The following is a 13636-nucleotide window of genomic DNA, read 5'->3' on the forward strand; positions in this document are numbered from 1 at the left end:
GGGCCCGTACTACATCGCCGGGCAGGACCTGCTGGTGAAGGCCGACAGCTCGATCAAGGGCCCGGACGACCTCAAGGGCAAGAAGGTCTGCTCGGTCACGGGCTCCACGCCGCTCCAGCGGATCAAGGAGGCCAAGTACGGGGTCGCCGAGGCCAAGGCGCAGCAGGGCTACCAGCTGTGCGTGCAGGACCTGGTCAACGGCACGGTGGACGCCGTCACCACGGACGACTCGATCCTCAAGGGCTACGCCGCCGAGAACAAGGGCGCGTTGAAGGTCGTCGGCAACACCTTCTCCGAGGAGCCGTACGGCGTGGGTCTGAAGAAGGACGACAAGGCGCTGCGGGAAGCGGTCAACAACGCCCTTGAGGCGCACATGAAGAACGGTGACTGGAAGAAGGCCTACGACGCCACCCTGGGCCTCTCGGGTGCCTCCGCTCCGACTCCGCCCGCGGTCGACCGGTACTGACGCCCGGACGGTTCCGCCCCTTCAGAACCTTGGGGATCCGAGTGCCCCGTGCCCGGCGGCCGATGATGCCCACCACGCGTTTCCCGGAGACTTGATGTGAACGTCCTGTCGGACAACTTCGCGATGTTCCGCGAAGGCTTCATCGGCACCGTCGAACTGACGGCGCTCAGTGCACTGCTCGCCCTGGTGCTGGGCACCCTCGTCGCGGGATTCCGCGTCTCTCCGGTGCCCGCGCTGCGCGTGTTCGGCACGGCGTGGGTGACGCTTCTGCGCAACACCCCGCTGGTGCTGCTCTTCCTCGCGGTCACCCTGGGGCTGCCGGCGCTAGGGCTCAAGGGGTGGGACTCCTTCTGGCTCGCCGTGCTGGCCCTGGGTTGCTACACCTCGGCATTCATCTGTGAGGCCGTCAGGTCCGGTATCAACGCCGTGCCGGTGGGCCAGGCGGAGGCCGCGCGTTCGCTCGGGATGACGTTCCGTCAGACACTGACGCAGATCGTGCTCCCCCAGGCTTCCCGGACCGCGATCCCGCCCGTCGGCAGCCTGCTGATCGCCCTCGCCAAGAACACCGCGATCGCCTCGGGCTTCAACGTCGTCGAGCTCGGTTCGGTGCAGAAGACCCTCAACGCCGCCGCGGGCTACGACATTTACGTGATCTTCCTGTGGATCGCGCTCTGCTACATCATCATCACATTCACCATCAGCGGCCTCTTCAGGCTGCTGGAGAACCGGCTGGCGGTGGCCCGATGAGCGGCAACGTCCTGTACGACGTCCCCGGGCCCAGGGCACGGACACGCAATCGCCTCTACGGCGTCATCGCCACTGCCGCGCTCCTCGGGCTCGTCGCCTTCACCGTCCACCGGCTGAACGCCACCGGGCAGTTCCAGGGCGGCCTTTGGAGCGTCTACGAGTACGCCGACACCCAGCAGCGGATCGTCGACGGACTGCTGACCACCCTCAAGACGTTCGCCATCGCCGCGGTCCTCTCGCTCGCGCTGGGAGCCGTACTGGCCACTGCCCGGCTGTCCGACCATGCGCCGGTGCGCTGGGCCGCCACCACTGTGGTGGAGTTCTTCCGGGCGATGCCGCTGCTCATCATGATCTTCCTGCTGTACGCGGCCGTCTTCACGTCCGCCCCGATGTGGGCGCTCGTCATCGGACTGACGCTCTACAACGGCTCGGTGCAGGCGGAGATCTTCCGGTCCGGTATCAACGCCGTCCCCAAGGGGCAGAGTGAGGCGGCCTACGCGCTCGGGCTGCGCAAGACCCAGGTGATGACGACCGTGCTCGTGCCGCAGGGCGTCCGTACGATGCTGCCGTCGATCATCAGTCAGCTCGTGGTGACCCTCAAGGACACCTCGCTCGGCTTCATCATCCTCTACGAGGAGCTGCTGTTCGTCGGCAAGGCCTTCGCCCAGCAGACCCCGCCCGTGAACGGCGTCTACGCCTTCATCCCGATGGTGATCGTCTTCGGCTCGATCTACGTCCTGTTGTGCATGGCCCTGTCCTCGGTCGCCACCTGGGTCCAGCGGCGCACGTAGGCCCTCGCTGCGGCGGGGGTCGACCGAAGTAGTACAGGCCGCCCGGCCGAAAGGCCGGGCGGCCTGTACTACTTCGGCTACCTCGGTACGGACAGCAGGGCATGAGGCCGGCTCCGACCGATCTCGGCGTCTCGCCGCACATATCGGCCGGGCTTGTAGGGTTCTGTATGCCTTTCTTCGCTCTTGCCCTGTCCCTTGGCACTGTCGGCGGCGCCATGACCTACGCAGCCACCCGGAACCATCACACCTCGCGGCGAGTGCTGCTGAGCCTGGTATGGCTGTGGGCCGGCGTCGTCGTCAGCCTCACCTTCGGCACACGGTCGGGTGGCGGCCAGGCGGTCAATTTCTCCCTGCTCGACGTCGGCAACCCCGCCGACGTCGTGGATTTCCTGTTGAACATGGCCCTGTTTCTCCCCGGCGGGATTCTCTTCGCCACGCTCGGCTGTCGTCCGTCCACGGCAGGGCTTTTCGGGCTGCTCGGGTCCTTGGCCATCGAGACGACGCAGTACCTCGTGCGTTCCGGGCGCACCTCGGACATCAACGACCTGTTGTCCAACACTCTCGGTTGCCTCGTCGGATTCGGCTGCGCGGCAGTTGTCATCAGTGCCCTCGGTCGGTCGATCCACGGTGGTCGGCATGCCCGCCACGGACATCCTCACGTTGACTGACCGGCATGGGATGCTCTCACGCTTGGCCATAAGGCTGTCACGTAGTGACGGCGCAGCAAGTCCCCTCAAGAAGGAGGAGCCGGGAAAGGCTCCTCCTTCTCGCGCGTTGCGGAGCAACGCATCAACGAACCGTCACGTAGTGACGGCGCGACGACTCTCCGGAGGCGAGCGCGCGCGTGGGGCCTGTTATTAAAAAGACATCGCGTGGCCATCGCGATACCCGGCACTCCTCGATAACAAGCGTGTCGCCTATCATCCCCGCAAGGAATTCGACAGCCAGGAGGCTCCGATTGCACGTCGATAACAGTGATCCATTCGAGAGCTGCCCCTCTCTGGCAGATCTCAGAAATCTGCCCATCCGGTCAGGAAGTTCACGGCAGCGCCAACTGGGGATGGTGTTCCAGGAAATTTCGGCCGCGCTGAAAGACGGCGTGTTGCCCACCGGAGCCCGCCGCAGTCTGAGGCGTCTGCTTGACGACGCGGTGCTGTGGGATTACGTCCGTGTCGCCGAGACCGGCGCACTGCGCAGCCGCCTGGTGAACGGGGAGAAGCCGCCGACCGCTCCGGCGACCAATAGCGCACGCCTGGACTGTCTGGACCTGATCCGGGAAGCAGCAGGGTTTCCACCGCTGCCCCGGGAAAGGCCGACGCCCGTCGAGCTGCGGCCGACTCCCGGAAAGAGGAGCCTGGTCGCGCTGCGGCATCGGCTTGACGACGATCTCCGGAGAATCCAGTCTCCCGGACACGCCCGGTTCGTCGCCATCCTGACCATGGTGCTCGACACCCGGGCACGCACCGGCGAACTGGTGGCCCAGCGGCTCACCGACCTCGCCGACGACCACAGCCGTATCCGCATCGTTCGCAGACCTCAGCACGGCACCGACTTCGAATCGGTCGACGAAACGGTCGCCTTGTCACCGTTGTGCAGGGAAGCCCTGGCCCATTGGTTGCCCGTACGGGCCGAACTGACCGAGCCTCTGCAAGGGAGCGCGACCGCGCTCTGGGTATCCCTGGCCCACAACCATGCGGGAACCGCCCATGACGACGGTCGGCATACGCTCAGAGTCCCGGGGCTGCCGCTGCAACAGAGCGGTCTCATCCGCAGTTACAACCGCGGACGTCACCAGTACGGCCTGGCTCATCTCCTGCCACCGAAACTTGAGCAACTCCGACGAGCCCTCGAAGAGACCCCCTGACACGACAACCGTCGCCAGCCACCCGGCAGAAGTGGAATGATCAACCACAACTTTACCAATCCTTGGTGGTTTTGACCGGACATTCGGACGAGTCTCGTCGCGACACACGGTGACGCTTCCGGAATCCCGGCTTCACCGTTCTCTCGTACTGCTCATGAGGAGGATCCGCCCATGACGGAACACGGAAGATCCCGGTACGGACGCCAGGCCCTGGCCCTGGCCGCGACGGCGATGGGCATAGTGGTGGCAGCATCGCTGCCCGCCTCGGCCGCCGACAGTCTCTCCCGCAAGGAAATCCTGGCCGACTGCGCGTCCGGCACAGGCAAGTGCACCTTCAACGATCCCGAGCTCGGCACCGCCTACCTCGGCACACCCCGGCGCGTCTCCGACGAACTGCACAACTGCAGCACCTCGGACGCGTCACAGTCGATGGCCTGGTCCGACACGGTGGGCTCCAGCGACACGGCCGGCGTGTCCATCACCGCCGGCGGCAAGCTCGCCGACCTCATCGATCTCAGCGTGACCGCGAACTACAGCCATACCTGGTCGAGTTCGCACACCGAATCCAGCACGCTGGCCATGACCGTCAAGCCGGGGGAGGTGGGCTGGATCGCCCGTTCCCAGGTGATGCGGACCGTCTCCGGCACCTGGCAGACCCACTACGACAGCCCCAAGGCGGGCCACTACTTCTGGTACGTCCCGGACACGGTCACCAGCCCCGCCCCCAACGGCACCGACGGCGTGCACAACGCGGTCGTCGTGAAGACCCGCCCCATGACGGCCTCGGAGAAGGCGTCCTGCTCCACCCGCTCGGTGAAGACGTTCCGGATCGCCCGCTGACCCGAGGCACACCCCGCCGGGCCGACAGACCCTCCCCACCGACCGGCCGTACGGCGCCCCCCTGAGCCGTACGGCCACCACGGCCCGGCCTGCCCCCGCCTCCTCGGGAGCGAGCCGGGCCACCCGCGGCCACCTCCGCATCACGCCCGACGTCATCGAGGGCTCGTTGTGGCGCGGACAGGGCCCAGGCGCTGCGGCGGTACAGCACCGCCGTGCATGTCGGCGACCACGCCGACGACATGCACGGCGCTCGCACGGCGGGAGCCCTGCCCGTCGGTGTCCTCACCGGCACCTGCCCCGCGGAGGCTCTGCGCCCGGCCGGAGCGCAGGTGAACTGTGTGATGGGCCACAGCCTTCCCGGGTTGCCGCGGATCAATGCGGAGCCATAGCTTCCACCTCAAGGGAAGGCAAAGTCCTACCGCCCCTGGGCTCAGTCGGCACTGCCCTCCGCCATCCCCCACCGCGCCCAGCCGACGGCCGTCGCCGTCGGCTCATCCCCTGGGAGTTCCTCCATGCGTCCGACCCCTCTCCTGAGAGCCGGCCTCGGCCTGACCACGGCCATAGCCATCCTGTCCGCGACAGCACTGCCGGCCTCTGCCGCGAGCGCACCGGCCTCCGCGCCTCAGACCGTGCAGACCGCACAGACGGTCCAGACCACGAAGGACTCCGCGAGCCTCGGCTGGCTGAGTGCCGCGGAACGCAAGGCCCTGGCCCCCTTCGTGAGTTACGGCGACGGAGGTTACCGGCTGGATGCCAAGGGTGCTGAGGCCGCGGGCGTGAGCCGGCGGGCGATCGACGCGGTCGGGACCGCCGTCGCCCGCATGGACACGCTCCTGGACAAGAAGCTCGTCGTCAGCAAGGACAGCGAGGGCGTGGTCGTCGGTCCCGCGGCAGCCGGCATCAGCCTGCGCAGCGCGTCGACCCAGCTCGCGGAGGGCATCACCGTCAAGGTCACCTGGTTCGGGCTGCTGATCCACCTGGACCCCTTCGTCACCGGCAAGGTCCAGGACGGGGCGGACATCACCAAAGACCTGATCCAGGTCGTGACGGGCGTCGTCACCATCGCTTCCCTGGGCAGCCTGCTTCCCGCCACCATGCTCGTGGCGGCGGTGACGGACCTGGGCTCCAAGGTGGTCTCCTTCTGCACCACGCGCAAGGGAGAGCTGTACGTCTACATCACGTGGGCCGGCATTCCGGTCTGCAACCCCTTCGCCTGAGCGAACCGGTCGGGGCGGTGACCGGTGCGAGGTCCGGTCACCGCCGGGGGCGATATCGCGACGTCCGCGGACGGCCGTCCCGCCGCCCCGGAGGCCCCTCCTCCGCACACCCCCGAAGCATCCGTTGCGGGGTGTGAAGGGCCCCCAACCACGCCCCTTATGCGCCTATTTGAGCATTGGTCGGATGCAATCGCCTCAGTTCGGATGTTGTCGGCATATGCATACGGGTCTTCCCGCACATACCATGATGCCGCCCGGTTCCATACCCAGACGATCGGGCAGAGCCAGACCGGCCGTGAGCCCGGCGGTGTCGTGATCTCCCCCGACGGCTTCCGCGTCCTGGCGACCGCCAAGGGGGCAGGCGGAGGCGAGGGAACTCTCGCCCTCCTCGACATCACGGCCGGATCCCTCCGGACGGTGGGAGCGGGTACGTGGCCGTACCGGGTGGCGGCCCTGCCCGACGGCTCCGCCGCCTATGTCACCAACCCGCTGGACGATGTCGCGCACGCGATCGACCTCGTCACCGGGGAGAAGCACCGCATCGACACCAGCTTCCGGCCCGACGGCGTCGTGGCCTCGCCGGAGGGCGACCACGTCTGCATCGGCCACGACGACGACCCCGCCGTGGCGGTCGTGGACACGGCGCAGCAGAAGGTCACCAGGGGGTTCGGCGGCTTCACGACCGCGACGTGCGTGGCGCTCACCCCCGACGGCACCACCCTGGCCTTCGGCGTCCCGCCCGTGAACATGGTGGCCGTCGCCGCCACCTCGGGCGGCGGTGAACCTCTCCTCGTCCCGGTCGGGCAGCCCCCGGAGCAGCTCGTGGCGTCAGAGGACGCGCCCGGCGACGACGCACCCACGCTCACGGTCTCGGCCGACGGTGCGGACCGCCTCGCCAGCGTCCAGGCACGGCACGCACCGCCGGACCCCGAGGACCCCCGGTTCCCGGGCTCCCGGCTGACGGCGGTCGTCCCTAGGGGTGCCAGGGTGACGATCAGCCGGTCGGGCACCGCTCCGAGCCGGCACCTCTTCTCCTGGCTGCCCTTCGGCACCGGCGAACTCAAACCTGTGGGCTCCTGACGGCCGGGGTGAACGGGATACGAACGGCCGGTGCGGGCGCCTCTTGTCCAGGGGCGTGCACCGGCCGTCGCGCGACGGGTCAGTCGTTCGCGGAGCCCTTGAGACGTCGTACGTCGAAGGACCGGATGCCGCGTCCGTGAGTGGCGGCGTACAGATTGCCGTCGGGGCCCAGCTTCAGCTGCAGGACGGCAGTGGTGGGCAGGTCATCGCCGAGTACCTGCCACTGGTGCGCGCCCGCGGGGCGGTAGAAGGTGGCCAGGTCGGTGCCGAGGGCCAGGCCGCCGTTCGGCAGGAGCCTGACCGTGTTGGCGGGGACGTCGGGCAGGTTCTCCGAGATGTCCGTCCAATGGGCCCCGCCGTCACGGGACTCGAAGAGGTGGCCGACGCCGGCGCCCGGCCCTTCGGTCCAGGCGCGGGAGAAGCCGTTGACGGCGACGTACACGTGCTGGGCGTCGGCCGGGTCGACCTCGAAGCCGGAGATGTACCGGTTCGGGATCGTGCCGTCGACGGGGAGGCCGAGCTGGTGCCAGCCGGTGCCGTCGGCGTTGCCGACCGCGATGCCGCGGCTGAAGCCCTGGTTGTTGCAGGGGCCGCACCAGCCGACGTAGACGGTGCCGCCCGAAGAGGCGACGGCGGTGGCCACATGGCCTGCGCCGAGGTCGTAGCTGTTCTTCCACTCCCCGCCGGAGCGGATCGCGAAGCCCTTGTTCTGCACCCAGACGTGACGGCCGCCGGCCACCCAGGTGTTGGTGTCCTTGGCGTCCGAGGTGATGGGTGCGATGAATCGTGCGCCCGCGCCTCCCAGATCCTTGTCCGGCGGCGCGACCTCGTACTCGGTGGCCTTGGACGGGTCCGTGGCCCAGGACCCCTTGTTCACACCGCAGTTCTGGGTGACCCACATGTCGAGGTAGACGTATTCCGCGGCGATGTTGCAGCCGTTGTCCGGGTCGGTGATGGTGTCGCCGCCGTCCCCGCCGAAGTTCGATCCCATGACCTTGTCGCGGCCGCGCAGGATCGACTGGCCGTTGTCCTGCAGTCCGCCGGTGACCGAGGTCCCGCCGTAGGTACGGTCCTTGCCGACACCCACCGAGTAGTACTGGAGCGTGTCGATGGTGCCGTCGTTCAGCGACTGCCAGTCCTTGGCGTGCCCGCCGGAGTCGACCGCGCCGTTCAGCGGGCGACGGTAGATGCCACCGTCGTTCCCCACATACGCCCAGGTCTTGCCTTTGTAGCTGCCGACGGCGACGGCGTGTTGGTCGGAGTGTGTGGTCGGCGAGCAGTCGCCGGTCTGCTTTGCGGGGTCGATGCTCCAGCAGGGGAAGGGGAAGTTCCAGTACGGGCCGGGGGTGATCCAGCTCGCACCGCCGTTCTTGGTCTCGAAGACCTCCTCCAGCCCCAGGTAGACATGGTCGGCATCGGCCGGGTCGACCTGGAGGAACTGGTTGTACCAGGACTGGATGCCCGGCATGTAGCCGGCGCTCTGGAGCGCCGAGCCCGAGGTCCGCAGCTTGGTGTAGTCGGCGATCTGCGTCCACGGCCCGAACGGCGACCCGCTCTTGGAGACGTATACACCCTTGAGTCCACTGTCCGGATTGGAAGCCGTCTGCGCCGGGGACTGGGCCACGGCATACAGCCGCGAACCGTCGGCGGCGGCCCCGAACGTCACGTTGCCGACGTCGTCGCTGCTGGTCGGCAGGTCACCGATCCCGGTCACGGGTTTCCAGCCGCCGCCCTGCTTGCCGTACAGGCCGTTGTAGCGGTCCCCGCCGCGCCAGCCGACGGCCAGCAGCACCTGGTTCGGGTCCTTCGGGTCCACCGCGATGTCGTTGGCGATGTTCTTGTACGGGGCGCTGGGATCGGACGCCTTCGAACCACCCGGCAGATAGTCGGGGTTGGGTGCGAACTCGAGCTTCCACGGCCCCGAGAGCGTGGTGACGGAGTGCGACCACACACCCCGGCTGGTGGCCGCCCACACCGTGGTGCCGGCGAAGCGCAGCGCGTGGATGACGGTGCTCTCCAGTTCGGCGCCGCCCACCCGCCCGCCGGGCTGGAACTGCCCGTGCCGCGGGTCGGCCAGAACGTAGACGCCCGTGCCGACAAAGGATGTCGCACCGGTGTTGGACTCGCCGGTGGCGTACCAGAGCCGACGGGAGCCGTCCAGCGCGAGGGTGCCCGTCGACAGCGAGGGCAGCTTGTCGGCGATGGGCTCCCAGTGCCCGCCGCCGGTGCGCGAGCGGAACACGCCGCCGTTGGCACCGCCCGCGTACACATAGCCCTGGTCGTCGGCGGCGATCCCGGTGATCCGGCCCGTCACGTTCCCGGAGCCGCCACTGGAGTTGGAGTTCACATCGCGGTAGCGCGGATCGTCGGAGTTGTAGGCCTTCCTGGTGACGTGGTACCAGTCTCCGTCCGTGTGCCGCATCGACTGCAACTGGGACCAGGCCGCCCCGTACGCACCGGGCGCGACCACGCCGGGGGCGGTACGGGCCTCGGTGTACTGGGCGGTGCCCTCGGCGGAGTTCTCCGCCTCGTCGGAACCGCTGTCGCCGCTTCCAGGTGCCGCGAGGGCGGACTTGCCGGACTTGAGGGTCTGGATGTGCTGGCGGCCGATGTCGGCCTGGTGGCGCGCGTTCCAGGGCCGGGGTCTGGTGTCACCGGACGCCGCGAACGACTGCGTGCCGGCCAGTCCGAACGCGGCGGCCACGACGGCGCAGGTCATGAACCGCCGCCGATGCCGTTGGGGCATCATGCGCTCTCCTCCCTACGATCGGGGTCGGGATCGAAATCGGGCGCGGGAAACGGCCCGACGCGGGGAGAGCTTGGCGTGCGCGTGACAGAACAGAAGATGAAGCCGGGAAAGATGGGATGGAGTTTGCCATTCCGGTCCGGTTCCGGCGCGGGCACGGCGGCCCGTGTGGTGTGAGCGCCACGGTGTGAGCGCCACAGCGTGAGGGCCACGGTGTGAGGGGCGGGCTGTGCCGACCGGACGTCGGCACAGTCACCGCTGCCGCCATCCGGCTACGAACGCGACAGCCCCGGACGGGCCTGGAGCATCAGCGTCGTGGCGGAGGCGACGGCCTTGGCCTTGCGAGGCTGCTCCGGGTTGCCATAGCGCACCTCGACCCGGGGGTGCGACCGGATGAAGTCGCTGTCGATCAGCCGGACCTGTTCCGGGTGATCGACGGTGCGCGCGGCTATGTCCGTGTCCAGGAAGAACCCGAAGTCGCCGGTCGCGGGCGCGTAGACGAAGAATTTCCCGCCCGTGTACTTCTTCGCGGCCACGTCCTCGGTGAGGACCAGGGACCAGTAGCCCACGCAGTGCCCCGCCGGACACATGAACCGGAACTCGGCCTTCAGCCCGTCCAGTTCCATCCACCGGAACGGGTTGTCGTCGTCCCGGACGCTCACCGGGGCTGCGTGCCGAGGCGGGGCGGCGGCGTACGCGCCCTGCGCGAGCGGCAGGCTCAGGGCCGCCACGGCGACAGTTGCGGCGAGGGCTCGGGACACGGTGCGGGATGCCACGTCTGGGTCTCCATTCGTCTGCGTGATCGACTCGACACGAGAGGTGATCATCCCGAGTGAACGGGCCCCCGGCAACGGCGGCGTGAGGGAACCGGCCAGCCTCGGGGCGGTGGGCCGGAGGCCGGATCTGATGCCTGCGAAGGGGTTGGGGAGAGTATCAGCGGGCCCACGCCGACCGTTCCGTAGGTGGCGATCCCGACGAGACCCGTGACATCGGCGCCGACGCCGGCCTGCGCCGGTGCCGCCGACCGGACCTACTCGTTCCGGCCATGCACACACGTCGCCCTGCACCACCACATGCCGGGGTCGCGCCCCCAAATGACCTGATCAGACCGAGCCGAGCCCGCCCAGGGCAGTCGTTATACGGCACCCTCGGCCCGCAATCGGTCGATGTCCGCCGTGGAGAGGCCTATTTCCTCCAGGATCTCGACGGTGTGCTCACCGAACCCGGGGGCGGGCCGTTCCCGGCTCGGCCCGTCGTGAACGAAATCGAAGGCAGCGACCGGCACTGCCGGGTCACCGTCCCGTGCCTGCTGCAGGAACTTCCTGTGCTTGAGCTGCTCTTCGTCCACCGCCTCCGCGAGGGTCCGGACCCTTTCGCCGGGAAGTCCGTGGCGATGGATCCACTCCTCCCACCAGGCCGCACTGCGCGTGAGGAAGATGTCGCGCAGCACTTCCCTCATCGCCGCACTGTTCAGCCGGAGCTCGTCCAAAGAGCTCAGTGCCTCGAAATGAGGATGTGGATGTCCCTCCGCGGCGAGCGCCGACCACAGGCGTCGGTTCTGGTCCGGCGTCGGTGTTCCCAGGACGAACACGCCGTCGGACGTCTCGTACGCGCCCAGACCGCTCTCCTGGACAGGCTGCTCCCGTTCCCCGGGATGGAGCTGTGCGGACACCGCCGGGGCCATCAGCATCAGGGCCGTGTCGAACATGGCGCAGTCGATCCGCTGCCCCCGGCCGTCGCGGGACCGGGCGTACAGGGCGGCGGCTATCGCGAACGCGGCGTTGTACCCGCTCCCGTAGTCGATGAAGGCCAGGTTGGGCTTGTGGCCATCGCATCGCGAGATAACGCCGGAAGCGGCCTGGACCACGTTGTCGTAGGCGTTCACCTCGGCCCGGGGGCCGCTCTGCCCATAGCCTGTCATCGAGCAGTAGACGAGCCCGGGATTCACCGCCGACAGCTCTTCGTACCTCACACCGAGCCGGGCCAGTGCGCCGGTACGGTAGTTCTCGATGACCACATCCGCCGTACCGGCCAGAGTCCTGAAGACCTCACGGCCCCCGGCGGTCCTGAGGTCGAGCGTCATCGCCCGCTTGTTCCCGCCCTGGACCTGGTAATTGACCCCGCGGAGCTGCCTGTTGAGCTCCGGGTCCGGCCCCCGGCCCCGTACGAAGTCGGGCCGGTCAGGCGGCTCGATCTTGATCACATCCGCACCGAGAACCGCCAGCTGGTAGGCGGCAAAAGGTCCGGCCAGGACATGCGTCAGGTCAAGGACCCGAACCCCCGAGAACGCACGCGCCACAAGAGACCTCCTTCAGGACGTCGGCGTCGGCGTCGGACCGCACAGGTGCCGAGCAGCGGTTCATGCCGCAGACCCCCACGTCGGATCGACGTCGACCGCCGACCTGCCCACATCGATGACCCCATCCCGCACAGGCTCCATGGCCCCTCGGTCCGGCGCAAGGGACACCTCCCGGCCGACGCCCCGACACGCCCCCGGAAAACTCACTCCGCCAACGAGCGCGAGTCGGTGAAGATGACCTCATGACCACCATCACCTTCGTGCAGGGCGACATCACCCGGCAGCACGTGGATGCCATCGTCAACGCGGCGAACTCCTCCCTCCTCGGCGGCGGGGGCGTCGACGGAGCCATCCACCGCGCGGGTGGACCCGAGATCCTCAGTGCGTGCCGTGACCTGCGCGCCTCCCATTACGGCAAGGGCCTCGCCACCGGCCGGGCCGTCGCCACGACCGCGGGCAACCTGCAGGCCCGATGGGTCATCCACACCGTGGGCCCGGTGTGGTCCGTTGCCCCACCCCGAGCCGACCTTCTGGCCTCCTGCTACCGCGAATCCCTGCGGGTGGCGGACGAACTGGGAGCCAGGACGGTCGCCTTCCCGGCGATCTCCACCGGCATCTACCGCTGGCCCCTGGAGGATGCGGCACGCATCGCCGTCGAGGCGGTCCGCACCGCGGACACGGCCGTGGAAGAGGTCCGCTTCGTCCTCTTCGACGAGCCCGCCTACGAGGCCTTCACCGCGCAGTCGCACTGATACCGAGCGGAAGGCCGGTGGAGGCATTCACCCATGGCTGTTGGCTACCGCTGTTCAGATGGGGACAACTGCATAGGAATGATGCCGATTTGACCCATAGGGGAATCCTTGGCTTGCTGGAGCGGTGCTGGACGGGCGAGCGGGTCACCCGCCGAGGCGGCCGCTTCCACACGGAGGACGTGGCGCTGCCGCCCCGGCCCGTGCAGCATCCGCGCCCGCCGGTGCGGGTCGCCGGTTTCCGGCAGAACCGCAGGTCCATGCGGCGTGCCGCCCATGAGGACGGCGCGGTGCCGCTCTTCGAGTCCGCGAAGCACGGCCGCACACCGCCGGTGGACGAGGTGCGCGACCTGGCGGCCTACGTCCGCCGGTGCCGTCCCGACGACCGCCGCGCCGAACTGGGCCCGCCCCGGCTCTGACCGGGGGCGCGTCACCACAGCCGCTTGCGCCGGTATCTCACACTCCCGGTCTCCCCCACCGCGTCGTAACCGTCGGCACGGCGCCAACGGGCGCTGTCGTAACCGATGGTGTCGGCCCAGGGTCCGGCGATTCCGCACAGTTGGTTCCACAGGCGGAACTTCGCGCGCAGCGCACTGCGTGAACCGTCGTCGCACTCGAATACGTCCCGGAGTTCCCGGCACAGGAGGAAGAGAGCGTGCTGGAAGGACACGACGGTGCAGTAGACACCATTGCCGAAGCCGTGGGCACGCCGCACGTCGTCGGTCTGCGACGTGAGGAACGCTTCCAGGGCGTCCACGTCGGCAAGTGTGAGGTCCGCGGCGTAGCGCAGTTCGCGGACCGCGGGCGAGGGCTGGGTGACAGCGCTCATGGGGCTCC

At 68.6% G+C, this 13636-nt stretch carries 15 protein-coding genes; 11 read left to right on the plus strand and 4 right to left on the minus strand.

All coding sequences use genetic code 11. The annotated features are described in order from the left end of the window. The 9 genes from ACWD4A_RS04320 to ACWD4A_RS04360 all read left to right on the plus strand — a co-directional run. On the plus strand, nt 1-466 hold a 466-nt coding region (locus ACWD4A_RS04320), incomplete at its 5' end, for a PhnD/SsuA/transferrin family substrate-binding protein (RefSeq protein WP_451189358.1). A 96-nt stretch (nt 467-562) separates the two neighbouring features. Beyond that, nucleotides 563-1213: an amino acid ABC transporter permease gene (locus ACWD4A_RS04325; protein WP_451189361.1), complete on the plus strand. Its 651-nt coding sequence runs from the start codon at nt 563-565 to the stop codon at nt 1211-1213. Then, nucleotides 1210-2004 (plus strand): amino acid ABC transporter permease, encoded by a 795-nt coding sequence (locus ACWD4A_RS04330; protein WP_451189365.1) that lies wholly within the window; start codon nt 1210-1212, stop codon nt 2002-2004. The genes ACWD4A_RS04325 and ACWD4A_RS04330 overlap by 4 nt, the downstream gene beginning before the upstream one ends. 215 nt (nt 2005-2219) lie before the next feature. Beyond that, complete coding sequence (locus ACWD4A_RS04335; protein ID WP_451189368.1) at nt 2220-2672, plus strand: VanZ family protein; 453 nt, start codon at nt 2220-2222, stop codon at nt 2670-2672. Nucleotides 2673-3064: 392 nt separating this feature from the next. Next, nucleotides 3065-3868 carry a hypothetical protein gene (locus tag ACWD4A_RS04340; protein WP_451189371.1) on the plus strand — a complete coding sequence of 268 codons (804 nt, stop codon included), beginning with the start codon at nt 3065-3067 and terminating at the stop codon, nt 3866-3868. Nucleotides 3869-4039: 171 nt separating this feature from the next. Then, nucleotides 4040-4708, plus strand: a complete 669-nt coding sequence (locus tag ACWD4A_RS04345; RefSeq protein ID WP_451189373.1) for a hypothetical protein — start codon at nt 4040-4042, stop codon at nt 4706-4708. 212 nt (nt 4709-4920) lie between these two features. Next, on the plus strand, nt 4921-5097 hold the full coding sequence (locus ACWD4A_RS04350; protein ID WP_451189376.1) for an HAD family hydrolase: 177 nt from the start codon (nt 4921-4923) through the stop codon (nt 5095-5097). Nucleotides 5098-5220: 123 nt separating this feature from the next. Beyond that, entirely contained in the window at nt 5221-5925 is a 705-nt protein-coding gene (locus ACWD4A_RS04355; RefSeq protein ID WP_451189379.1) for a hypothetical protein, read from the plus strand. A gap of 312 nt (nt 5926-6237) precedes the next feature. Further along, complete coding sequence (locus ACWD4A_RS04360; RefSeq protein ID WP_451189382.1) at nt 6238-7005, plus strand: YncE family protein; 768 nt, start codon at nt 6238-6240, stop codon at nt 7003-7005. A gap of 79 nt (nt 7006-7084) precedes the next feature. On the opposite strand, the gene ACWD4A_RS04365 is transcribed toward ACWD4A_RS04360, so the two are convergent. The 3 genes from ACWD4A_RS04365 to ACWD4A_RS04375 all read right to left on the minus strand — a co-directional run bounded on the left by ACWD4A_RS04365 (nt 7085) and on the right by ACWD4A_RS04375 (nt 12050). Continuing rightward, nucleotides 7085-9754: a WD40/YVTN/BNR-like repeat-containing protein gene (locus tag ACWD4A_RS04365; RefSeq protein ID WP_451189385.1), complete on the minus strand. Its 2670-nt coding sequence runs from the start codon at nt 9752-9754 to the stop codon at nt 7085-7087. 269 nt (nt 9755-10023) lie between these two features. Next, nucleotides 10024-10527 carry a hypothetical protein gene (locus ACWD4A_RS04370; RefSeq protein WP_451189388.1) on the minus strand — a complete coding sequence of 168 codons (504 nt, stop codon included), beginning with the start codon at nt 10525-10527 and terminating at the stop codon, nt 10024-10026. A 359-nt stretch (nt 10528-10886) separates the two neighbouring features. Next, the gene (locus tag ACWD4A_RS04375; protein ID WP_451189391.1) at nt 10887-12050 is read right to left on the minus strand and encodes a CaiB/BaiF CoA transferase family protein; all 1164 of its coding nucleotides are present in this window, start codon (nt 12048-12050) and stop codon (nt 10887-10889) included. Between the two features lie 242 nt (nt 12051-12292). Between ACWD4A_RS04375 and ACWD4A_RS04380 the strand changes: the two genes are divergently transcribed. Together ACWD4A_RS04380 and ACWD4A_RS04385 are read left to right on the plus strand one after the other, a co-directional pair. Continuing rightward, the gene (locus tag ACWD4A_RS04380) at nt 12293-12802 is read left to right on the plus strand and encodes an O-acetyl-ADP-ribose deacetylase (protein ID WP_451189394.1); all 510 of its coding nucleotides are present in this window, start codon (nt 12293-12295) and stop codon (nt 12800-12802) included. A 113-nt stretch (nt 12803-12915) separates the two neighbouring features. Then, complete coding sequence (locus tag ACWD4A_RS04385) at nt 12916-13218, plus strand: hypothetical protein (RefSeq protein ID WP_451189397.1); 303 nt, start codon at nt 12916-12918, stop codon at nt 13216-13218. Between the two features lie 11 nt (nt 13219-13229). Here the strand turns inward: ACWD4A_RS04385 and ACWD4A_RS04390 are convergent, their stop codons facing one another. Continuing rightward, nucleotides 13230-13628 (minus strand): hypothetical protein, encoded by a 399-nt coding sequence (locus ACWD4A_RS04390; protein ID WP_451189399.1) that lies wholly within the window; start codon nt 13626-13628, stop codon nt 13230-13232. Between the last annotated feature and the right edge of the window lie 8 nt (nt 13629-13636).

The organism is Streptomyces sp. NPDC002537 (genome assembly GCF_053594975.1).

What these genes read in the sequence shown, in the direction of transcription:
- ACWD4A_RS04355 (WP_451189379.1), top strand. Translation starts at nt 5,221, where the DNA reads ATGCGTCCGACCCCTCTCCTGAGAGCCGGCCTCGGCCTGACCACGGCC.
- ACWD4A_RS04345 (WP_451189373.1), top strand. Translation starts at nt 4,040, where the DNA reads ATGACGGAACACGGAAGATCCCGGTACGGACGCCAGGCCCTGGCCCTG.
- ACWD4A_RS04380 (WP_451189394.1), top strand. Translation starts at nt 12,293, where the DNA reads ATGACCACCATCACCTTCGTGCAGGGCGACATCACCCGGCAGCACGTG.
- ACWD4A_RS04340 (WP_451189371.1), top strand. Translation starts at nt 3,065, where the DNA reads ATGGTGTTCCAGGAAATTTCGGCCGCGCTGAAAGACGGCGTGTTGCCC.
- ACWD4A_RS04330 (WP_451189365.1), top strand. Translation starts at nt 1,210, where the DNA reads ATGAGCGGCAACGTCCTGTACGACGTCCCCGGGCCCAGGGCACGGACA.
- ACWD4A_RS04335 (WP_451189368.1), top strand. Translation starts at nt 2,220, where the DNA reads ATGACCTACGCAGCCACCCGGAACCATCACACCTCGCGGCGAGTGCTG.
- ACWD4A_RS04390 (WP_451189399.1), bottom strand. Translation starts at nt 13,628, where the DNA reads ATGAGCGCTGTCACCCAGCCCTCGCCCGCGGTCCGCGAACTGCGCTAC.
- ACWD4A_RS04365 (WP_451189385.1), bottom strand. Translation starts at nt 9,754, where the DNA reads ATGATGCCCCAACGGCATCGGCGGCGGTTCATGACCTGCGCCGTCGTG.